13 protein-coding genes and 1 pseudogene are annotated in these 21,755 nt (G+C 59.3%); 6 read left to right on the top strand and 8 right to left on the bottom strand.

Annotated features, from left to right (window positions below):
• Positions 1-5: 5 nt before the first annotated feature.
• Positions 6-1,256, bottom strand: coding sequence for a lipoprotein-releasing ABC transporter permease subunit (locus tag K5K95_RS18395; protein WP_222585470.1), 1,251 nt, complete (start codon positions 1,254-1,256; stop codon positions 6-8).
• 94 nt (positions 1,257-1,350) lie between these two features.
• Between K5K95_RS18395 and K5K95_RS18390 the strand changes: the two genes are divergently transcribed.
• Both K5K95_RS18390 and K5K95_RS18385 read left to right on the top strand, forming a co-directional pair.
• Positions 1,351-1,929: a PilZ domain-containing protein gene (locus K5K95_RS18390; protein ID WP_222585469.1), complete on the top strand. Its 579-nt coding sequence runs from the start codon at positions 1,351-1,353 to the stop codon at positions 1,927-1,929.
• Positions 1,930-1,942: 13 nt separating this feature from the next.
• Positions 1,943-2,665, top strand: coding sequence for a glycerophosphodiester phosphodiesterase (locus K5K95_RS18385; RefSeq protein ID WP_090182118.1), 723 nt, complete (start codon positions 1,943-1,945; stop codon positions 2,663-2,665).
• Positions 2,666-2,707: 42 nt separating this feature from the next.
• On the opposite strand, the gene sthA is transcribed toward K5K95_RS18385, so the two are convergent.
• Complete coding sequence (gene sthA / locus K5K95_RS18380; protein ID WP_007907752.1) at positions 2,708-4,102, bottom strand: Si-specific NAD(P)(+) transhydrogenase; 1,395 nt, start codon at positions 4,100-4,102, stop codon at positions 2,708-2,710.
• A 207-nt stretch (positions 4,103-4,309) separates the two neighbouring features.
• Complete coding sequence (locus K5K95_RS18375; protein ID WP_261397997.1) at positions 4,310-5,296, bottom strand: FAD:protein FMN transferase; 987 nt, start codon at positions 5,294-5,296, stop codon at positions 4,310-4,312.
• Between the two features lie 200 nt (positions 5,297-5,496).
• Here K5K95_RS18375 and K5K95_RS18370 point away from each other — a divergent pair, with 200 nt between their 5' ends.
• Entirely contained in the window at positions 5,497-6,795 is a 1,299-nt protein-coding gene (locus K5K95_RS18370; protein WP_222585467.1) for an MFS transporter, read from the top strand.
• Between the two features lie 175 nt (positions 6,796-6,970).
• Here K5K95_RS18370 and K5K95_RS18365 read toward each other — a convergent pair whose 3' ends face one another.
• Positions 6,971-8,434, bottom strand: a complete 1,464-nt coding sequence (locus K5K95_RS18365) for a glyceraldehyde-3-phosphate dehydrogenase (protein ID WP_222585466.1) — start codon at positions 8,432-8,434, stop codon at positions 6,971-6,973.
• 362 nt (positions 8,435-8,796) lie between these two features.
• Here K5K95_RS18365 and mfd point away from each other — a divergent pair, with 362 nt between their 5' ends.
• The 3 genes from mfd to K5K95_RS18350 are packed head-to-tail and all read left to right on the top strand — an operon-like array spanning position 8,797 to position 15,540.
• Complete coding sequence (mfd, locus tag K5K95_RS18360) at positions 8,797-12,246, top strand: transcription-repair coupling factor (protein ID WP_090182111.1); 3,450 nt, start codon at positions 8,797-8,799, stop codon at positions 12,244-12,246.
• Between the two features lie 10 nt (positions 12,247-12,256).
• A complete protein-coding gene (locus K5K95_RS18355; RefSeq protein WP_222585465.1) occupies positions 12,257-12,835 on the top strand; it encodes a CsiV family protein in 579 nt (192 codons plus the stop codon).
• A gap of 11 nt (positions 12,836-12,846) precedes the next feature.
• Entirely contained in the window at positions 12,847-15,540 is a 2,694-nt protein-coding gene (locus tag K5K95_RS18350) for a DEAD/DEAH box helicase (RefSeq protein ID WP_222585464.1), read from the top strand.
• Positions 15,541-15,609: 69 nt separating this feature from the next.
• Here the strand turns inward: K5K95_RS18350 and K5K95_RS18345 are convergent, their stop codons facing one another.
• The 4 genes and pseudogenes from K5K95_RS18345 to K5K95_RS18330 all read right to left on the bottom strand — a co-directional run bounded on the left by K5K95_RS18345 (position 15,610) and on the right by K5K95_RS18330 (position 21,571).
• On the bottom strand, positions 15,610-18,900 hold the full coding sequence (locus K5K95_RS18345; RefSeq protein WP_222585463.1) for a DEAD/DEAH box helicase: 3,291 nt from the start codon (positions 18,898-18,900) through the stop codon (positions 15,610-15,612).
• Between the two features lie 55 nt (positions 18,901-18,955).
• Positions 18,956-19,693 carry an S-methyl-5'-thioinosine phosphorylase gene (locus tag K5K95_RS18340; protein WP_222585462.1) on the bottom strand — a complete coding sequence of 246 codons (738 nt, stop codon included), beginning with the start codon at positions 19,691-19,693 and terminating at the stop codon, positions 18,956-18,958.
• Between the two features lie 12 nt (positions 19,694-19,705).
• Positions 19,706-20,716 (bottom strand): beta-N-acetylhexosaminidase, encoded by a 1,011-nt coding sequence (gene nagZ, locus K5K95_RS18335; protein WP_222585461.1) that lies wholly within the window; start codon positions 20,714-20,716, stop codon positions 19,706-19,708.
• Positions 20,717-20,874: 158 nt separating this feature from the next.
• Positions 20,875-21,571, bottom strand: a pseudogene (locus K5K95_RS18330) (TetR/AcrR family transcriptional regulator).
• Positions 21,572-21,755: the final 184 nt, after the last annotated feature.

Raw genomic sequence — 21,755 nt, 5'->3', positions numbered from 1 at the left:
CCGACTCACTCATAACGTAGCGCCTCCGCAGGCTGGGTGCGCGCAGCACGCCAGGCTGGATACAGGGTGGCGAGGAAACTCAGGACCAACGCGGCGGCGCAGACCATCAATACATCCTGGCTCTGCACTTGCGACGGCAGGTAATCGATGAAGTAAACGTCGGCGTTGAGGAATTTATGCCCGATCAAGCCTTCGAGGACCGAGATCGCGGCGCTGACGTTCAGTGCGGCGACGATCCCGACCACGGCGCCGATCAGCGTACCGATCACACCGATGACCGTGCCCTGCACCATGAAGATCGCCATGATCTGCCCCGGCGTGGAGCCGAGGGTGCGCAGGATCGCGATGTCGCCCTTCTTGTCGTTGACCACCATCACCAGCGTGGAAATGATGTTGAAGGCCGCGACGGCGACGATCAGCAGCAACAGCAGGCCGATCATGGCTTTCTCCATGCGGATCGCCTGATACAGGTTGCCGTGGGTGCGCGTCCAGTCGCGGGCATAGAAGCGGTCTTCACCGAGCTGCTGGGCGATTGTCCACGCCACGCGCGGCGCCTGGAACAGGTCGTCGAACTTCAGGCGGATGCCCTGGACCTGATCCGGCTTCCAGCGATGCAGCCTGGCCAGATCCTGCAGGTTGGTGACGCCCAGGTAACCGTCGATCTCGCCGGCGCCGACATGGAAGATGCCGACGACGGTAAAGCGCTTCATGCGCGGAAACATGCCGGCTGGGGTCACCGTGACTTCAGGCGCGACAAACGTCAGCTTGTCGCCGATGGCCGCACCGAGCTTGGCCGCGGCTTTGTCGCCAATGACGATGCCGAAGCTGCCAGGCGCCAGATCGTCAAGTTTGCCCTGGAGCATGAACTTGTCGATGATCGAGACCTGCCGTTCCAGCGCAGGGTCGACGGCATTGAGCAGCACTTTGGACACCTTGCCGTTGTTGGTCAGCAGGCCCTGCATCTGGGTGAATGGCGCAACGGCCGTCACCTGCGGGTTCTGCTTGACCTTGGCGGCCAGGCTTTGCCAGTCGCTGATCGGCTCACTGGACTCGATGGTCGCGTGGGGCACCATGCCCAGCACACGGGTGCGCATCTCATGATCGAAGCCGTTCATGACCGACAACACGACAATCATCACGACCACGCCGAGGGCCAGTCCGATCATTGAAGTCAGGGAAATGAACGACACAAAATGATTGCGACGCTTTGCACGGGTATAACGCGTGCCAATAAATACGAAGAGAGGTCTGAACATGTCGGGGCTTGTTCGGAGGGAAAAGGAACGTCCTTGTGGCGGGGGTCGGTAACCAGCTTTACACTCAGACCACCGCCGCTACCATGGGTTCGCCATGTCGACATTAGATGAAGAAGATCGCCGCGAATACTACCGTATCGAGGACATGATCGCACTGGAAATTCGGCCCCTGTCCGCTCCCGAAGCCGCAGGCCAGGAAGTGTTGCAGGATGCTTCTCCACTATTCAACTTGCTCAGCGAGCTGCACCTGAGCGAATTCGAGTCGCAGCACCTGCTGCGCCAGATCAGTGAGCGTGACCGCAATCTCGCGGCGTTCCTGAAATCCCAGAACAAACGCATCGATTTACTGAGCCAGGTGATCGCCATCACCGTGCTCGGGCAGATTGGCGAACCGCAGCCGGTGATCATTTCCGAAGGCGGTATCGAATTTCAGCACCCGACTCCCATCGCCGTGGACGCGCACCTGTCGGTCAAACTGGTGTTGATGCCGCAAGCCCTCGGCCTGTTGCTGCGCGCGCGCGTCACCCATTGCGATAGAAAGGGCGAAAGCTATGAAGTCGGCACCGAGTTCGAGTATCCGACCGATGCCCAGCGCCAGTTGCTGGCCCGTTACATTTTGCAGAAGCAGGCCCAGGAACGACGTCTGGCCCGCGAAAACGAATCAGGCATTTAATTAAGGAAGAACCGTGACCCTCATCTACGGCCATCGCGGCGCCAAGGGCGAAGCACCGGAAAACACCCTGACCAGTTTTCAGGAATGTCTCAAGCACGGCGTACGCCGTTGCGAACTGGACTTGCACCTGTCCAAGGACAACGAGTTGATGGTCATCCACGACCCGACGCTTAAACGCACCACGGAGCGGCGCGGCAAGGTCGTCGAGCACACGGCGGCCGAGCTGGTGACCTATGACGCGCGCAAGGGCGGCCCGGGCTGGATCAAGCCCTGCCCGATTCCGACACTGGAAGAACTGTTCGAGAAATGCGATTTCGAGCATTGGCAGCTGGAAGTCAAAAGCGCTTCACGCACCCGCGCCGCGACGACCGTTCTGGCGATTCGCGAGATGGCTCAGCGTTTCGGCTTGCTGGACAAAGTGACCATCACCTCAAGTTCGCGCGAAGTGTTGAAAGCCGCGCTGGACCTGGTGCCGGACGTGTCCCGCGGATTGGTGGCCGAGTACGCCTGGCTCGACCCGTTGAAGGTCGCACAAAGCTATGGCTGTGAGATTCTGGCGCTGAACTGGACCCTGTGTACGCCGGAACGCCTGCAAAAGGCGCAACGTCAGGGGTTGCATGTGTCGGTATGGACAGTCAACGAGCCCGCGCTGATGCGCAGACTCGCCGACTTCGGCGTTGACAGCCTGATTACAGACTTTCCCGGTTTGGCCAGCGCCACGCTCGAGAATTGCTGAAATCGGTCTCCCCGGCCGGCTCAGGCCACCGGCCGGAGCCGCTCAAAAAAGCCGGTTGAGGCCATCGTACGCCGCTACCCGATAGGCTTCGGCCATGGTCGGGTAGTTGAACGTCGTGTTGACGAAGTACTTCAGCGTGTTCAGTTCGCCCGGCTGGCTCATGATCGCCTGGCCGATGTGAACGATCTCCGACGCCTGATAGCCGAAGCAGTGAACGCCCAGCACTTCCAGGGTCTCGCGGTGGAACAGGATCTTCAGCATGCCCTGAGGCTCGCCGGCGATCTGTGCACGCGCCATGCTCTTGAAGAACGCCTTGCCCACTTCGTATGGCACTTTGGCTTGGGTCAGCTCCTGCTCGTTCTTGCCGATCGAGCTGATCTCCGGAATGGTGTAGATGCCGGTCGGCACGTCATTCACAAAGCGCCAGCTGTTGTTATCGACGATGCTGCCAGCGGCCGAACGGCCCTGGTCGTGCGCGGCACTGGCCAGGCTCGGCCAGCCAATCACGTCACCGGCACCGTAAATGTTCGGCACGCAGGTGCGGTAGGCTTCGTCGACTTCGATCTGGCCACGGCTGTTGACCTTCACGCCGATGTTTTCCAGACCTAACTGATCGGTGTTGCCGGTACGACCGTTGCACCAGAGCAAGGCGTCGGCCTTGATCTTCTTGCCGGACTTGAGGTGCAGGATCACACCGTTGTCCACGCCTTCGACGCGGTCGTAGTCTTCGTTGTGGCGAACCGTGATGTTGTTGTTGCTGAAGTGGTAGCTCAGGGCCTGGGAAATTTCCGAGTCGAGGAAGCTCAGCAACTGACCACGGTTGTCCACCAGTTCAACCAACACACCCAGACCGCTGAAGATCGAGGCGTATTCGCAGCCGATCACGCCGGCGCCGTAAACGATGAGTTTGCGCGGGGTGTGACCGAGGCTGAGGATGGTGTCGCTATCGTAGATACGCGGGTGATGGAAATCGATGTCCGCCGGGCGATACGGGCGCGAACCGGTGGCGATGATGATGTGCTTGGCGACCAGCTTTTCGACCACGCCATTGGCGCAGACCACTTCGATGGTTTGCTCGTCGGCGAAGCTGCCGGTGCCGAAGAACACGTCGACACGGTTACGGGCGTAGTAGCCGGTGCGTGAAGCGACTTGCTTGGAAATGACTTTCTCAGCGCTTTTCAGCACGTCCGGGAACGAGAACCAGCGCGGCTCACCAATGGCCCGGAACATCGGGTTGGTATTGAACTGCATGATCTGCCGGACCGAGTGACGCAGGGCCTTTGACGGAATGGTGCCCAAGTGGGTGCAGTTACCGCCGACCTGGCGACGGCTATCGACCATCGCCACCTTGCGCCCTGCTTTAGCGGCGTTCATTGCCGCGCCTTCTCCCGCCGGGCCGGAACCCAGCACCACCACGTCGTAGTTGTAGACAGCCATGCGTACTCCTCAGAACAGGCCGCGGCGCCCTCGGCACCTGCGGCTAAATCACGCCATCTGCGGCGTGAAGGAACAATTTGGGGCCAATGCAGAACCCGGACACAGTCTATAGAAGCGTCAACGCCGGGCACATTAACCCTTGGTCGCGTCGTAGGCTAGTTTTGCCTGCACTACAACGCCAGTCTTTCAATGCGCGAATCGCCGTGATCATTCGGTTTTGCCGGCACTGAGCCGCTCAAAAGCCTGATTGGCTCGTGTGACAAAACCTGTATCGGCACGAATCACAAAAAATGCGCCGATATCGTGTTTTTCTGCGTAGTCCCAACCCTGTTCGGGGCCGAGAATCAGCAACAGCGTCGATAAGCCATCGGCCATCAACGCGGAAGGATTAATTACCGTGACGGATGCCAGGGTGTGCGAGACCGGTGCACCGGTACGAGCATCGAAGGTGTGGGAATAGCGCCGGCCATCCTGCTGAAAATAATTGCGGTAGTCGCCGGAGGTAGACAGACCGTAGCCGTCGACCGCGATGATTTTTTGCGCGACCTGCTGATCGTCACGGGGCTCTTCCAGCGCGATCTTCCAGGGTGAGCCATCGAGCTTCTTGCCCGACGCCTTGAGCTCCCCAGTGGCTTCGGCGAGGTAATCGTGGATGCCCATCGCTTCCAGTCTTGCGGCAATCGTGTCGACGGCATAACCGGCAGCGATGCTGTTGAAGTCGACTTCGACGGCGGCGTCCTTGCACAGTTGATCACGGTCGATGCGCAGGTGCTGATAACCGACTCGCTGCCTGACATCAGCCAGCGCCTGGGCGCTGGGGACTTTTTCTTCACGAGCCTGCGGGCCGAACCCCCAGAGATTGAGCAGCGGCTCCACGGTCAGGTCGTAGGCGCCTTCGCTTTGCTCCGAAAGTTGCTCACCGAAGCGGATCAGCTTGAGGACCGGCGCAGGCATTTTCTGACAGCGATTGGCGGGCAAATCGTTGAAGCGTTCGATGTCGGAGTCGCTGCGGTAGGTCGACAGTTGTTGATCGACCTCGGCGAGGATTTTTTCAACTTGGGCCTGGACGGCGTTCGCAGCAGGAAGACCGGCGTGACGTACGTACTTGATCGAATAGGTGCTGCCCATGGTCGGGCCGCCGAAGCTTTCCAGACTGTCGCCGTTATCACAACCGGACAAAACGCCGGCCAGCATCACAATTGCGCCCCACCGTCCAGTTAACAAAACTTCATCTCCCCTCAAAACCGCGCCCGCCATTATGGGCTTCGGAGCGAATGAGAGCGAGACCTGCCTCTGCTGCCCGCAAGCAAAACCTGTGCTCGCGCCCCCTAGCCACACAGGCCCACGCAGGTGCAGCGCTTTCAAATAAGATTTACCAGAGTGAGTATCTATAAATGGCTTCCAATACGGGCAAAGGCAAAGCGATTTTTCGCGTTGTCAGCGGCAACTTTCTCGAAATGTTCGACTTTATGGTCTACGGCTTCTACGCCACGGCCATCGCCAAAACCTTCTTCCCCGCCGACAGCGCCTTCGCGTCCCTGATGTTGTCACTGGCGACCTTTGGTGCCGGCTTCCTGATGCGTCCGTTGGGGGCCATATTCCTCGGCGCCTACATTGACCGTCATGGCCGTCGCAAAGGACTGATCATCACCCTGGCATTGATGGCTGCCGGTACGGTGCTGATTGCCTGCGTACCGGGTTATGCAACGCTGGGTGTCGCGGCGCCGTTGATCGTACTGTTTGGCCGATTGCTGCAAGGCTTCTCGGCCGGCGTGGAGTTGGGCGGCGTGTCGGTGTACCTCGCCGAAATCTCCACCCCGGGCCGTAAAGGCTTTTTCGTCAGTTGGCAGTCGGCCAGTCAGCAAGCTGCGGTGGTGTTCGCCGGCCTGCTGGGTGTGGGTCTGAACCACTGGCTCAGCCCGGAACAAATGGGTGATTGGGGCTGGCGCGTGCCGTTCCTGATCGGCTGCATGATCGTGCCGGTGATCTTCGTGATTCGCCGCTCGCTGGAAGAAACTCCGGAGTTCCAGGCGCGCAAACATCGCCCTACCCTGCGGGACATCCTCCGTTCGATCAGCCAGAACTTCGGCATCGTTATCGCTGGCATGGCGCTGGTGGTGATGACCACCGTGTCGTTCTACCTGATCACCGCCTATACCCCGACCTTCGGCAAAGCCGAGCTGCATTTGTCGGATATGGATGCGCTGCTGGTGACGGTGTGCATCGGGCTGTCGAACTTCTTCTGGCTGCCGGTGATGGGCGCGCTGTCCGACAAGATTGGCCGTAAACCCCTACTGTTGGCGGCGACGATTCTGGCAATTCTCACGGCTTACCCTGCCCTGTCGTGGCTGGTGGCGAACCCGAGTTTCAGCCATTTGCTGATCGTCGAGTTGTGGTTGTCGTTCCTGTATGGCTCGTACAACGGCGCCATGGTGGTGGCCCTGACCGAAATCATGCCGGTGGAAGTTCGTACGACCGGTTTCTCCCTGGCCTACAGCCTGGCGACTGCGACCTTCGGTGGTTTCACACCGGCGGCCTGTACTTATCTGATCCATGTGCTGGACAACAAGGCAGCGCCGGGGATCTGGCTCAGCGGCGCAGCGGTGTTGGGCTTGATTGCCACGCTGGTGTTGTTCCGCGGCAATCGGCATGAGTTGCGGACTGCGCAGGCGTCAGTGGTCCGCGGCGCCTGACAGACCGCAATCGCCAACAGGCGAGCTCCCACACTGGATCTGTGGCGTTCACAAGTCCTCTGTGGGAGCTAGCCTGCTAGCGATGAGGCCAGTACAGGCAACAAAGACCCAACAGACACACAAACAAAAACGCCCCGACCTAGGTCGGGGCGTTTTCATGTGCAGCTATTGAAGCTTAGCGCGGGAAAGCTGGCGGGTTTACACCGGCCATGTCTTCCATCACGCGAACCACCTGGCAGCTGTAACCGAATTCGTTGTCGTACCAAACGTACAGCACAACGCGGTTGTCTTGGGTGATGGTCGCTTCAGCGTCCACAACGCCTGCGTGGCGCGAGCCAACGAAGTCGGTGGAAACCACTTCCTGCGAGTTGACGTAGTCGATTTGCTTATGCAGATCGGAGTGCAACGCCATGTAGCGCAGGTATTCGTTCATCTCTTCACGGGTGGCGGCTTTCTCAAGGTTCAGGTTGAGAATCGCCATCGACACGTTTGGCGTCGGAACGCGGATCGCGTTACCGGTCAGCTTGCCGGCCAGCTCAGGCAATGCCTTGGCAGCAGCGGTGGCAGCACCGGTCTCAGTGATCACCATGTTCAGCGCGGCGCTACGACCACGGCGATCGCCTTTGTGGAAGTTGTCGATCAGGTTCTGGTCGTTGGTGTACGAGTGAACGGTTTCGACGTGGCCATTGATGATGCCGAACTTGTCGTTGACAGCCTTCAGTACCGGCACGATGGCGTTGGTGGTGCAGGAAGCGGCCGAAACGATCTTGTCATCAGCGGTGATTTCACCGTGGTTGATGCCATGAACGATGTTCTTCAGCTTGCCTTTGCCAGGCGCAGTCAGCACGACGCGGTCGATACCCGGGCAGGACAGATGCTGGCCCAGGCCCTCGGCGTCACGCCATACGCCGGTGTTGTCCACCAGCAGTGCGTCTTTGATGCCGTACTGGGTGTAATCCACCTCAGTCGGGTTTTTCGCGTAGATCACCTGGATCAGGTTGCCGTTGGCGGTGATGGTGTTGTTGGCTTCATCAATAGTGATGGTGCCATCGAACGGACCATGAACCGAATCACGACGCAGCAGGCTTGCACGCTTGACCAGATCGTTCTCGGCGCCCTTGCGGACAACGATGGCGCGCAGACGCAGGCCGTCGCCACCACCGGTTTTCTCGATCAGGATACGCGCCAGCAGACGGCCGATACGACCGAAGCCGTAGAGAACCACGTCAGTGCCTTTGCGCGCGGCAACGTTCTGCTGGCCAACCACGTCAGCCAGTTCTTCACGGACGAACTGCTCGGCAGTACGGCCATTGCCTTCGGCCTTGAACTTGACCGCAAGCTTGCCCAGGTCGACCGAAGCGGCGCCGAGTTTGAGCTCGCTCATCGCCTTGAGCAGCGGGAATGTTTCGTGGACGGAGAGTTCGCTGTCATCGGACTGGCGGTGACGAGCAAAGCGGTGAGCTTTGAGAATCGCAATGACTGAACGGTTGATCAGGCTGCGGCCATAGATCGAGCTCACCACGTTGTTATTGCGGTAGAGCTGACCGATAAGCGGAATCATCGCTTCTGCGAGTGCTTCACGGTCGATCCATTCACCAAGACACTGGTCGGGCTTCTGAGTCACGGGAACCTTCCACATGTAGGGGCAGAAAAAAGGGGCTACATTATGCCGCCGAGTGCCTCCCGTAGCAATGCGCGCCTGTCGTGCGATCCGTAACAAATTTCTGTTCAAAAAAATCACGCATCGCTAAAGCCCAGTAAATACGCGGCTTTCAGCGCAGTCAATTTTTTGGAGATACCGCTGTCTTATCCGTAACCCTCCGTAACACTCGGTCGTTTTGCCACTACATAATCATCAATTTTCAGTAAAAAACGGCCAGATTTTGTCTTTACCACTACATTTCGCCAAACCTGCGTAATAGACACACTAGCAACTGACAGGCGGCACCCGGGGCCGCTACAATTACCGACTTTGTCGCAACGCTTGGAGCTCAACCTTCCGTGCCCGTTCTGCGTCTACCGCTTCTCCCTGCCGCGGCAGGTAAACAGCACTGGGGCAACTTGCCCGGTGCCGCCCTGAGCCTGGCCATCGCCGAGGCTGCCAGCGCTGCCAAGCGCTTTACCCTGCTCCTGACCGCCGACAGCCAAAGTGCCGAACGGCTGGAACAGGAGCTGAGTTTCTTCGCCCCGGATTTGCCGGTGCTGCATTTCCCGGACTGGGAAACCCTGCCCTACGATCTGTTTTCGCCACACCAGGACATCATTTCCCAGCGTATCGCCGCTCTTTATCGATTGCCGGAACTGAGCCACGGCGTGCTGGTGGTACCGATCACCACGGCTCTGCATCGCCTGGCGCCGACCAAATTCCTGCTCGGCAGCAGCCTTGTTCTGGATGTCGGTCAGAAGCTCGATGTCGAGCAAATGCGTACCCGACTGGAAGCCAGCGGCTATCGCTATGTCGATACGGTTTACGAACACGGTGAATTCACCGTGCGCGGTTCGCTGATCGATCTGTTCCCGATGGGCAGCAAACTGCCCTTCCGGATTGATCTGTTCGACGATGAAATCGAGACGCTTCGTACATTCGATCCGGAAAACCAGCGCTCCATCGACAAAGTGGACACCGTTCGCCTGTTGCCCGCGCGGGAGTTCCCGCTGCAGAAAGACGCGGTCACACGCTTCAAGGCACGCTTTCGTGAACGCTTCGATGTCGACTTCCGCCGCTGCCCGATCTTTCAGGACTTAAGCAGCGGGATCACTCCGGCCGGTATCGAGTATTACCTGCCGCTGTTTTTCGATGACACCTCGACGCTGTTCGATTACCTGCCTCAGGACACGCAAGTGTTCTCCTTGCCGGGCATCGAGCAGGCGGCGGAAAACTTCTGGAACGATGTGCGCAATCGCTATGAAGAGCGCCGCGTCGATCCCTCCCGTCCTTTATTACCACCGGCCGAACTGTTCCTGCCGGTGGAAGATTGCTTTGCCCGCCTGAAAAACTGGCCACGGGTGGTGGCCAGTCAACAGGACGTGGAAACCGGTGTCGGCCGCGAGCGCTTTCCGGCACGCGAATTGCCGAACCTGGCCATCGAAGCCAAGGCCACCCAGCCGCTGGCGGCGTTGGCCGGTTTCCTCGACGAGTTCCCCGGACGCGTGCTGTTCACCGCCGAGTCCGCGGGCCGTCGCGAAGTGCTGCTGGAATTGCTCGAACGCCTGAAGCTGCGACCGAAGACCGTCGACAGCTGGCCGGACTTTGTGGCGAGCAAGGAGCGCCTGGCAATCACCATTGCGCCGCTCGATGAAGGCCTGTTGCTGGACGATCCGGCCCTGGCGCTGGTCGCCGAAAGCCCGTTGTTCGGGCAGCGCGTGATGCAACGCCGTCGCCGCGAAAAACGCGCCGACGCCAACAATGATGCGGTCATCAAGAACCTCACCGAGCTGCGCGAAGGCGCACCGGTGGTTCATATCGATCACGGCGTCGGTCGTTACCTGGGACTTGCGACCCTCGAAATCGACAATCAGGCCGCCGAGTTCCTGACTCTGCAATATGCCGAGGGCGCCAAGCTTTACGTGCCGGTGGCCAACCTGCACCTGATCGCGCGTTACACCGGCAGCGACGACGCCCTGGCCCCGTTGCATCGACTTGGTTCCGAAACCTGGCAGAAAGCCAAGCGCAAAGCCGCCGAACAGGTGCGCGATGTGGCCGCCGAGTTGCTCGACATCTATGCCCGCCGCGCCGCTCGCGAAGGTTATGCCTTCGAAGATCCGAAAGCCGATTACGCGACATTCAGCGCTGGCTTCCCGTTCGAAGAAACGCCAGATCAGCAAACCACCATCGATGCCGTACGCGCCGACATGCTCGCGCCGAAGCCGATGGATCGACTGGTCTGCGGTGACGTCGGCTTCGGCAAGACCGAAGTGGCAATGCGCGCCGCGTTCATCGCCGTGCATGGTGGTCGCCAGGTGGCGATCCTGGTGCCGACCACCCTGCTCGCCCAGCAGCATTACAACAGTTTCCGCGACCGCTTCGCCGACTGGCCGGTGACCGTGGAAGTCATGAGCCGCTTCAAGTCGGCCAAGGAAGTGAACGCGGCGGTCGCAGACCTTGCCGAAGGCAAGATCGACATCGTCATCGGCACGCACAAGCTGCTGCAGGATGACGTGAAAATCAAAAACCTGGGGCTGGTGATCATCGACGAAGAACACCGCTTTGGTGTCCGCCAAAAAGAACAGCTCAAGGCCCTGCGCAGCGAAGTCGATATCCTGACCCTGACTGCCACGCCGATTCCGCGCACGCTGAACATGGCGGTGTCGGGCATGCGTGACCTGTCGATCATCGCCACGCCGCCGGCACGTCGCCTCTCGGTGCGCACCTTCGTCATGGAACAGAACAAGAGCACGGTCAAAGAAGCCCTGCTGCGTGAGCTGTTGCGTGGCGGCCAGGTCTATTACCTGCACAACGACGTGAAGACCATCGAGAAATGCGCGGCCGACCTCGCCGAACTGGTGCCGGAAGCACGGATCGGCATCGGCCACGGACAGATGCGCGAGCGTGATCTCGAACAGGTGATGAGCGACTTCTATCACAAGCGCTTCAACGTGCTGATCGCCTCGACCATCATCGAGACCGGCATCGACGTGCCGAGCGCCAACACCATCATCATCGAGCGTGCCGACAAGTTCGGCCTGGCGCAGTTGCACCAGTTGCGCGGCCGGGTCGGTCGCAGCCACCACCAGGCTTACGCGTATCTACTGACACCGCCGCGCCAGCAAATCACCCCGGATGCGGAAAAACGTCTGGAAGCGATCGCCAATACCCAGGACCTCGGCGCGGGCTTCGTCCTCGCGACCAACGACCTGGAAATCCGCGGCGCGGGCGAACTGCTGGGCGACGGTCAAAGCGGTCAGATCCAGGCCGTCGGTTTCACGTTGTACATGGAGATGCTTGAGCGCGCGGTGAAGTCGATCCGCAAGGGCGAGCAACCGAATCTCGATCAGCCGCTCGGCGGAGGTCCGGAAGTCAACCTGCGAGTCCCGGCGTTGATTCCCGAAGCCTACTTGCCCGACGTGCATGCCCGACTGATTCTCTACAAACGCATCGCCTCGGCCACTGACGAGGAAGGCCTCAAGGACCTGCAGGTGGAGATGATCGATCGTTTCGGCCTGTTGCCGGAGCCCACCAAGAACCTGATGCGCATCACGGCGTTGAAGTTGCAGGCCGAACTGCTGGGCATCAAGAAAGTCGACGGCGGCCCGCAAGGCGGTCGAATCGAGTTCGCGGCGCAAACACCGGTCGACCCGCTGACGCTGATCAAACTGATTCAGGGCCAGCCAAAACGCTACAAATTCGAAGGCGCCACGATGTTTAAATTCATGGTCCCGATGGAAAGCCCGCAAGAGCGCTTTAATACTGTAGAGGCGCTGCTTGAATGCCTCATCCCGAAAACTGCTTGAAGGACGCCGCATGCGCCTGTTTCGTTTACTGACCTTGCTGACAACGTTGCTGATAACGTCGTTCGCCCCAACGGCGTTTGCCGATGACCTGTATCAGATTGAAATGATTCTGATCCGGCAGAACGCCGTGCCTGCCATTGTCAGCAAAGCCGCACCGGAAGACTGGGCTGTCGGCGCCCAACGCATCAGCCCCGACAGTCTGCGCACGCCGAGCCTCAACGGTGAAGTGGCAAAACTTACTGCCAGCACGGATTACACGGTGTTGCTGCACAAGGCCTGGCAACAGACCCTGGGCGAAGAAGCCACCAAAGTTGCGATCAACGACGGCAAGGAACAGTTCGGCCAGTTCCCGATCGAAGGCACCCTGGCCCTGAAACTGGGGCGTTTCACCGACGTCGATGCCGACTTCTGGGTCAACCAGATTGACGCCAACGGCCTGGTCACCGCCAGCGAACGCCTGAAGCAGAACAGTCACACCAAGAACGGCCAACTGAATTTCCTCGACAACGGCCATCTGGCCCTGCTCATCAAGATCACCTCGCTGACCGTCCCTGCGCCTCGGCCAGTCCCCGATGAAATTCCGGACTGATTGAAGTCTCTATGGCCCCGACCCTGAGCAAACCCCTGGCACCTTCCTGGGTCAGCCGATTCAAGGAACAAAGCCTGGAGCGCGGCCGCCGCTACGCGCTGGAAAACCGCGTCAGGATCGTCGAGGCCGGCGACGCAACGATCCTCGCTGCGTGCGAAGGCTCGGGCGGCAACGTCTACCGTCAGACCATTCGCCTGCGCGAGTCAGCCAAATCCACGCTGCTGATGATCGATGCGACATGTACATGCCCAGTGCACAGCAACTGCAAACATTGCGCGGCGGTGTTGCTGAAAGTTCAGGAAACCCTGGACTACCCCGCTGCCGCGCAAGATGCCGAGCTGCTGGAAAAACTTCAGGCGGTGCTGGAAAACCGTAGCCCCAAGGCGCCGCCACAAGTGCTGGTGGACAACGTGCAACCGGTGCCGCGCCTGTGGCTGGCGAGCATCGAGTTCAGCGCCTTCGAACCGCGCAACGGCAAGATGCAGCGCTACATCCAGCATCGCGCGGCGTTGTCGTTCAGCTATCTGGATGAATACGTCAGCGGGCAGAAGAATGCCGACATCCTGATCCGCCAGGAAACCCAGACACTGCGGATAAAGCGCCACCCGGAAGTCGAACAGGCCTACAGGGAACAGCTGCGAATCCTCGGTTTCAAAGTTGCGACCCGGCAAAGCAAAGCCTTGCCGGAAAGCGCCGGCGAACTCTATGAGATGGTCAACGACAGCGCCTGGCTGACCTTCACCCTCAATGAGCTGCCGAAACTGCGCACCCAGGGCTGGGAGCTGCAGATCGACGAGGATTTCGGTTTCGACCTGACGGCCGTGGATGATTGGTACGCCACCGTCGAACAGGCGCCGGAGCGCGACTGGTTTGATCTGGAGCTGGGGATCATTGTCAACGGCGAGCGGCTGAGCCTGCTGCCGATCCTGCTGAACCTGATGCGCTCCCACACCGAAATCCTCAACCCGGAACGCCTCGCCCGCCGTCGTGATGACGAACTGATTTTGGTGAACATCCCCAATCGCCCGAATTCCGAGTACGGCCCCTTGCAGGTCGCCCTGCCCTTCGGTCGATTGAAACCGGTGCTGGCGACCCTCGGCGAGTTTTATCTGCAGGAACCCGGCGAAACCACATTGCGCCTGAGCAAGGCCGATGCCATACGCCTGAATCCACTGGAAGGCATGCCGCTGCTGTGGGAAGGCGGCGAGCAGATCCGCACCTTTGCCCAGCGCCTGCGCGACATCAAAGACTACACCGCCACCGCGCCGGAAGGCTTGAATGCGACCTTGCGTCCGTATCAGCTTGAGGGCCTGAGCTGGATGCAGTCGTTGCGGCAACTGGAAGTCGGCGGAATTCTCGCAGACGACATGGGCCTGGGCAAAACCCTGCAAACCCTGGCGCACATTCTCAGCGAGAAAATCGCCGGACGCCTCGACCGGCCGTGCATGGTGGTAATGCCCACCAGCCTGATCCCGAACTGGCTGGATGAAGCGGCGCACTTTACGCCGCAGCTCAACGTACTGGCGCTGTACGGTGCCAGTCGCAAAAAGCATTTCGACACTCTGGCCGATTACGACCTGATCCTGACCACTTATGCATTGCTGCCCAAAGACATCGAACGCCTGGCGGCGCAGCCGTTACACGTGCTGGTGCTGGACGAAGCGCAATACATCAAAAATCCCAACAGCAAGGCCGCTCAAGCTGCCCGCGAGTTGAACGCGCGCCAACGCCTGTGCCTGAGTGGCACGCCGCTGGAAAACCACTTGGGCGAACTGTGGTCGCTGTTTCACTTTTTGCTGCCCGGCTGGCTCGGTGACGTCAAAAGCTTCAACCGCGATTACCGCGTACCGATCGAAAAGCGTGCCAGCGAAATCAGGCTTCAGCATCTGAACGGTCGGATAAAACCGTTCCTGTTGCGCAGGACCAAGGAACAAGTCGCAACGGAATTGCCGCCCAAGACCGAAATCATCCATTGGGTCGAACTCAATGAAGCGCAGCGCGATGTGTACGAAACCATGCGCCTGGCGATGGACAAGAAAGTCCGCGACGAAATCACCCGCAAAGGCGTGGCGCGCAGCCAGATCATCATTCTTGAGGCGCTGCTGAAGCTGCGTCAGGTGTGCTGCGATTTGCGCCTGGTCAACGACGCTGCATTGCCCACTCGCGGCAGCACGTCAGGCAAGCTCGACAGCTTGATGGAAATGCTTGAGGAGTTGTTCGAAGAAGGTCGGCGGATTCTGCTGTTTTCGCAGTTCACCTCGATGCTGGCGCTCATCGAAGTGGAGCTGACGAAACGCGGCGTTAAATATGCACTGCTGACCGGACAGACCCGAGACCGGCGCGCGCCGGTGAAAGACTTCCAGAGCGGCAAGCGTCAGATCTTTCTGATAAGCCTGAAGGCCGGTGGTGTTGGCTTGAACCTGACCGAAGCGGATACGGTGATTCACTACGACCCGTGGTGGAACCCGGCGACGGAAAACCAGGCGACTGACCGGGCGTATCGCATCGGTCAGGAGAAGCCGGTGTTCGTCTACAAGATGATTGCCCGCGGGACGGTGGAGGAGAAGATTCAGCATCTGCAAAAGGAAAAATCCGACCTGGCGGCCGGCGTGCTGGATGGACGTCAGACCGGGGACTGGAAGTTGCAGAGCGATGATATCGAAGCGTTGTTTGCGCCGTTGCCGGACAAGCTGGAGAAGCGCTGAAACGCCGGTGCCTGATAGATTGCATTCGCGAGCAGGCTCGCGAAGCGGCCTTCACTCATAAACTATTGATCAAGATTTGAGACCCGGCAGCGGCGCAAATAACGCCTCGATATCACTCTGCTCAAGCTTCAATCCACCCGTCGTCCCACCCTCAAGCACCGCCCCCGCCAACGCGGCCTTCTCCTGCTGTAATGCCTGTATTTTTTCTTCCACGGTGCCACGGGCAATCAGCTTGTAGACGAACACCGGTTTGTTTTGCCCGATTCTGTAGGCACGGTCCGTCGCCTGATTTTCTACCGCCGGGTTCCACCAAGGATCGAAATGGATCACCGTGTCCGCAGCCGTCAAATTCAGACCTGTACCTCCGGCCTTCAGGCTAATCAGAAACAGCGGCACTTTACCGCTCTGGAAATCCCTGACCGGTGTACGCCGATCCGTCGTTTCGCCCGTCAGCAATGAATAACCGTAGCCACGCTGCTGCAACTCCTCCTCGATCAACGCCAGCATCGAGGTGAACTGCGAAAACAACAAAATCTTACGGCCTTCGCTGAGCAACTCTTCCAGCATCTCCATCAAGCTGACCAGTTTCCCACTGCCTGATCGAAGCGCCTTTGCCGTGATCGGCATGTTGATCAAGCGCAGATCGCAGCAGACCTGACGCAACTTGAGCAACGCATCGAGGATGATGATTTGACTGCGGCCGACGCCACTGCGGGCGATTTCGTCCCGGACCTTCTTGTCCATCGCCACGCGCACGGTTTCGTACACATCCCGTTGCCCATCGCTGAGATCAACCCAGTGGATGATTTCGGTTTTCGGCGGCAATTCGGTGGCGACCTGATCTTTCTTGCGACGCAGCAAAAAGGGTTTTATCCGAGCGGTCAAATGTCGCATCCGCTCACTGTTGCCGTGTTTTTCAATCGGTGTGCGGTAGTCGCGATTGAAGGTTTTGCTGTCGCCAAGCCAACCGGGCAGCAAAAAGTGAAATTGGGACCAGAGCTCGCCGAGGTGGTTTTCCAGCGGTGTGCCACTCAGGCAAAGCCGTTGACGCGCCTGTAGATCACGGGCGGCCTGAGCGGCTTTGCTGACCGGGTTCTTGATGTTCTGCGCCTCATCGAGAATCAGCACGCTCCAGACCTGAGGCTGTAAAATCGGCAGATCCCGCGACAGCAATGCGTAGGTGGTCAACACCAGATCGTATTCGGCCAGGTTGGCAAAGTCTTTTTGCCGTGCCGCGCCATGCAGCGCCAACACCTTCAATTGCGGAGTAAAGCGCTGTGACTCGTCGAGCCAGTTGGGGATCAGGCTGGTGGGCATCACGGCAAGTGCCGGACGATCAAGTCGCCCGGCCTGCTTTTCCGTCAGCAGGTGAGCCAGGGTTTGCAGGGTTTTGCCCAGCCCCATGTCATCGCCGAGAATGCCACCGACTTCCAGCTCGCGGAGGGTTTGCATCCAGTTCAGACCTTCCAGCTGATAAGGTCGCAGTGTCGCTTTCAAGCCCTCGGGCGCCGAGATATGAACATGGTTCGACTCTCGCAGACGCTTCGCAAAATTGCGCAGTCGTTCACCGCCCTGCCAAACCAGCGGGACGCCTTCCAGTGCACTGAGGCGCGCGGCATCCGGCAAACTCAAACGCAATGAATCACCTTGATGCCCTCCCAGGTACAACTCGCCCAGGGTGGCCATAAGCGGTTTTATCCGACCATAGGGCAGCGCGACTTTGCCATCGGGTTTGGCACCGAAACGCCCATCACCCAGTCCAATCAGCAACAATTCGTCATCGTTGCGTTGGGCCAGAGTTGCAGGATCCATCAACTGTGGCTGGCTACGCAGCAAATGCAGCAATATCGGCAGCAGGCTGTGACGCTCGCCGTTGACCACGATGCCCAGTTGCAGGTCAAACCACTGATGCCCCGACTCTTCCTCGACTTGCGCATACCAGTCTTCTACAGGCTGCACGTTGAAGTGAAAGCCATGGCCTATATCGATGTGCCAGTTTTTCTCGCGCAGCGCCGGAAGCCCGTTTTGAACAAAGGCCAGCCAGGTCGCATCATCCGGCAGATCGAACATCTCGCCGGGGCGGTCCACGCTGCTTTTGCGCGTGGCCTTTTTGAAACCATATTTTTGCAGGATCTGACGCAAGGCTTTTTCGGCGGCGGGCTGGCGCTGAATTCGCCGGGTTTCAGTACCGGAAAAGATCAACACTTCCGGGTTTCTGTCCGACGTCGGATGCCCGTCGTAGGTGAACGCCAATGCGGCGCGATGCTCAGGCTCATACTTCCAGTTTTTGTAGCGCATGCCGCTATTGAGCGTCAGGTGCGCTTGGGGATTAATGTCATCGATCACCCGCTCCGTCAGCCTGTGCGGTGGAGCAACTTTCGTCGAGGCACTCATCCGATGGCTGAATTGCATTGCCTGATGTGCCGGGATTTCCGGAGCCAAAGTCAGGTGACAAGCCAGTTTGTCATCCAGTTCGTTGAACAGCGTTCCGACTTGTAGCTGCTCGCGATCCAGGTAGTACAGGGGCGCCACGGCCAGCACTGTTTCACACGCGGCTTCGTCGCTGCTCCACTGAGGGTAGAAACTGCCGTTGGATCTTTCGACCCAGGCAAACTTACCCGCCCTCTTCGCTCCTGGAGCCAAGGGCGGTTGCTCGAAATCAAGGAACAGCCGAGCGCTACGCAACAACATCTCCAGGAGTTCGGCGCCACTGCTGCCCTCCAAGGGGTAACCGCCGTAATACGCGTGATGGGAGTGAACGGCCACCAGAAGCCTGGCGACTCGAAGGTCCAGTTCAGACACATAGGCGGGTTGTCGCACCAGCATTTCCGACAATGAGTACATGGCCCGAATGTCTTGAAAGGCGCCGTTCTTGAGCTGGCGAGCCTTGAAAACCTCCAGCGTCCATTTCCCGGCGACAGGCGTTGCCTTGAGCCTGTAGAGCAGGCAGGCATTCGTCCCCAGCGCCGGCTCACCGGGCGTCTTGTCTGTTAAAGGAATTGCGTCGAGCCAGCGCTCCAATTCGCGATTCAGGTGGACCTGAACGGCGCTTTCAGGCTGTTGACCGTGATGATCTTGCAGGTGATAGATAACTGCAGCGCAGTGCTTGCAATTGAACATGACAGGACAGGAACAAACGCATCGAAGCTCTTCTTGCCCCTGCAGAGATTCAGAGAGCTCAATGACTTGCTCATACACCTGCGATTTGGAGCCGACGCACGATGCGACAATCATCGAATCGTCGATCTGATGGATCGTTATCCGATCCTTATCCGCATAACTGCGGGCCTTCTCCAGAGCGCGATGACTGAACACCTCTGCCCAACGAAGTGCATGAAGTTGTTTGGTTATTGCCGTCATAAATCAACGCCGCTTGAAATCAGTAAGGCAGCCGGACATTTCATCAGGCCGAAATTCAACCCGCCAATACCCGCGCCAACGTCGATTTCACCTTGCCCATCCCGTCATGCAACGCCTGCTCGATCTGGGCCATGGTGATCACCGCCGAGGACTTCCCCGCTGCCGGGTTTACCACCAGCGCCAGACAGGCGTAATCCAGTTCAAGTTCACGCGCCAACGCTGCTTCCGGCATGCCGGTCATGCCAACGATGTCGCAGCCGTCACGCTCCAGTTTCGCGATTTCAGCAACGGTTTCCAGGCGAGGACCTTGAGTGCAGGCGTACACGCCTTGATCGCTGTAGCCCACGCCTTCAGCCGCCAGCGCCGCAATCAATTGCTGACGCAGTGATTCGCTGTAGGGGTAGCTGAAATCGATGTGAGTGACGTGTTCCAGGTTATCGGCAAAATAGGTGTGTTCGCGGCCGCTGGTGTAGTCGATCAGTTGGTGCGGCACGCAGAAATGCCCGGTGCCCATCGCCGGGTGAATACCGCCCACGGCATTGACCGCCAGGATCGCTTCGGCACCGGCCTGCTTCAGTGCCCAGAGGTTTGCGCGGTAGTTCACCTGATGCGGCGGGAACCGGTGCGGGTGACCGTGACGCGCGAGGAACAGCACTTCCTTGCCCGCGTACTCACCGATCTGCACCTCAGCCGAAGGGGCGCCGTAAGGGGTATCCACCGCTAGCGACTGACGAATGTTCAGGCCTTCTAACTGAGTCAGGCCGGTGCCACCGATAATCGCGTAAACCGTCATAACGAAAAGTCCTTAATCAATCAGTTGAGCTTCTTTGAGCGCGCCGACTGCGGCGAGCCAGCGCGGGTCTTGACGGTATTCGGTGCCGGCGAACGACTGCCCGCGCATCCGCGCGATACGCGGCGACGGCTTGACCTTCATGCGTTGGGCGGCGCTCAGCGCCAACTCCGCGGCAGCACGGTCATTGCACACCAGGCCCATGTCGCAACCGGCGGTCAGCGCGGCTTCGATTCGACTGGCGGCATCACCGACCACGTGGGCGCCAGCCATGGAAAGATCATCACTGAAGATAACCCCATCGAACTGCAACTCGCCACGCAGGATGTCCTGCAACCAGCGCCGGGAGAAACCGGCAGGCTGGGAATCGACCTGTGGATAAATCACATGCGCCGGCATGACGGCGGCCAGTTGCTTGCTCAATCGGGCAAACGGTACCAGGTCTTTGGCGCGGATCTCGTCGAGGCTGCGCTCGTCGGTGGGAATGGCCACGTGGGAGTCCGCCTCGGCCCAGCCGTGACCCGGGAAATGCTTGCCCGTGGCGGCCATGCCGGCACTGTTCATCCCGCGGATGAAGGCACCGGCCAGAAGCGCGGCGCGCTCCGGGTCACCTTCAAAGGAACGGGTGCCGACAACGGCGCTACGCTGGTAATCCAGGTCGAGCACCGGGGCGAAGCTCAGGTCCAGGCCAACGGCCAATACTTCGGTCGCCATGATCCAGCCACACTGCTCGGCCAGGTATTCGGCGTTCAGGTTGTCGGCGATGGCACGCATGGCCGGCAGCCGGACGAAGCCCTGACGCAGACGCTGAACCCGCCCGCCTTCCTGGTCTACCGCCAACAGCAGATCGGGGCGAACGGCGCGGATTGCAGCGCTCAACTCGCGCACCTGGCGTGGGTGCTCTATGTTGCGGGCAAAAATGATCAGGCCGCCCACTTCGGGCTGGCGCAACAATTGGCGATCTTCGGCCGTCAGCCAGGTACCGGCGACGTCCACCATCAACGAGCCTTGCAGGCCAGCAGTCATAAAGATTCCTTGAGAACGATGAATCCGTCTCGCACATAATCGCCGCCGTAGGCGGTGCCCGGCAGGACGGCGATATCGATAGGGAGCGGGTTCAGAACGAGAGTCGGCATGGGCGGCTAGCTTAGCGGATGTCAGCTGCCCCGCCCACCCGTGTGCGGTTAAACCTTGGCGGCAACCGGGGCTGATTTGCTGCGCGGGCGCAACTGCGCAGTGGCCATCGCCGAATCGGTAACGCCGGTTTCAGCGCGCATGCCAGCGGCCAGGAACGGCACCATCAGGCGCATCACCTGCTCAATGGAGGTGTTGACGCCGAAATCGGTTTCGGCAATCGCACGCAGCGCCTTGATCCCCGACATGCTGAATGCCGCGGCACCGAGCATGAAGTGCACGCGCCAGAACAACTCGATCGGTGGGATACGCGGTGCGGCTTCGTTGACCAGCATCATGTAGCGGCGAAATACCTTGCCGTACATGTCTTCCAGATAACGTCGCAAGTGGCCCTGGCTCTGACTGAAAGCCAGGCCCAGCAACCGCATGAAAATAGACAGATCGTTGCCACTGCGTGGCTGCACGACGAGCGCCTGCTCGACAAGAATTTCGAGCAACTCTTCAAGCGTCGGCTTGTTTTCAGGCTTGGCCTGACGGCGTTCGAGCTCTTTATCGAGACTCAGGCAGAACGGGCCGAGAAAACGCGAGAAGACGGCCTGAATCAGCGCCTTTTTCGATCCGAAGTGATAGTTCACCGCCGCCAGATTGACACCGGCCTTGCTGGTGATCAGACGCAAAGAGGTTTCCGCGAAACCTTTTTCGGCGAACAACTGCTCGGCAGCGTTCAACGGTTTCCGACTGGGCCATGGCTACTCCGCCTGACAAACACTTGTTTGAAACATACGTTTCAGCCTGTGCGTTGTCAAGCCTGCCGGTTCGTTTTGGGAATGGTCGGTCAGCTATTTAACCATACATCGTCGACGCTTTAATCAGCAGCCTGATTGACCGTCCAGCGGCCAGTAAAAAAAGGGGCATTGCCAAGACCGATCCA

Origin of the sequence: Pseudomonas sp. DR48 (genome assembly GCF_019823085.1) — a bacterium.
Classification (GTDB): domain Bacteria; phylum Pseudomonadota; class Gammaproteobacteria; order Pseudomonadales; family Pseudomonadaceae; genus Aquipseudomonas.
This window is presented reverse-complemented; position numbering and strand designations above follow the sequence as displayed.

What these genes read in the sequence shown, in the direction of transcription:
- K5K95_RS18395 (WP_222585470.1), bottom strand. Translation starts at nt 1,256, where the DNA reads ATGTTCAGACCTCTCTTCGTATTTATTGGCACGCGTTATACCCGTGCA.
- K5K95_RS18390 (WP_222585469.1), top strand. Translation starts at nt 1,351, where the DNA reads ATGTCGACATTAGATGAAGAAGATCGCCGCGAATACTACCGTATCGAG.
- sthA (WP_007907752.1), bottom strand. Translation starts at nt 4,102, where the DNA reads ATGGCTGTCTACAACTACGACGTGGTGGTGCTGGGTTCCGGCCCGGCG.
- K5K95_RS18375 (WP_261397997.1), bottom strand. Translation starts at nt 5,296, where the DNA reads ATGCTGGCCGGCGTTTTGTCCGGTTGTGATAACGGCGACAGTCTGGAA.
- K5K95_RS18370 (WP_222585467.1), top strand. Translation starts at nt 5,497, where the DNA reads ATGGCTTCCAATACGGGCAAAGGCAAAGCGATTTTTCGCGTTGTCAGC.
- K5K95_RS18365 (WP_222585466.1), bottom strand. Translation starts at nt 8,434, where the DNA reads ATGTGGAAGGTTCCCGTGACTCAGAAGCCCGACCAGTGTCTTGGTGAA.
- K5K95_RS18355 (WP_222585465.1), top strand. Translation starts at nt 12,257, where the DNA reads ATGCGCCTGTTTCGTTTACTGACCTTGCTGACAACGTTGCTGATAACG.
- K5K95_RS18350 (WP_222585464.1), top strand. Translation starts at nt 12,847, where the DNA reads ATGGCCCCGACCCTGAGCAAACCCCTGGCACCTTCCTGGGTCAGCCGA.
- K5K95_RS18345 (WP_222585463.1), bottom strand. Translation starts at nt 18,900, where the DNA reads ATGACGGCAATAACCAAACAACTTCATGCACTTCGTTGGGCAGAGGTG.
- K5K95_RS18340 (WP_222585462.1), bottom strand. Translation starts at nt 19,693, where the DNA reads ATGACGGTTTACGCGATTATCGGTGGCACCGGCCTGACTCAGTTAGAA.
- nagZ (WP_222585461.1), bottom strand. Translation starts at nt 20,716, where the DNA reads ATGACTGCTGGCCTGCAAGGCTCGTTGATGGTGGACGTCGCCGGTACC.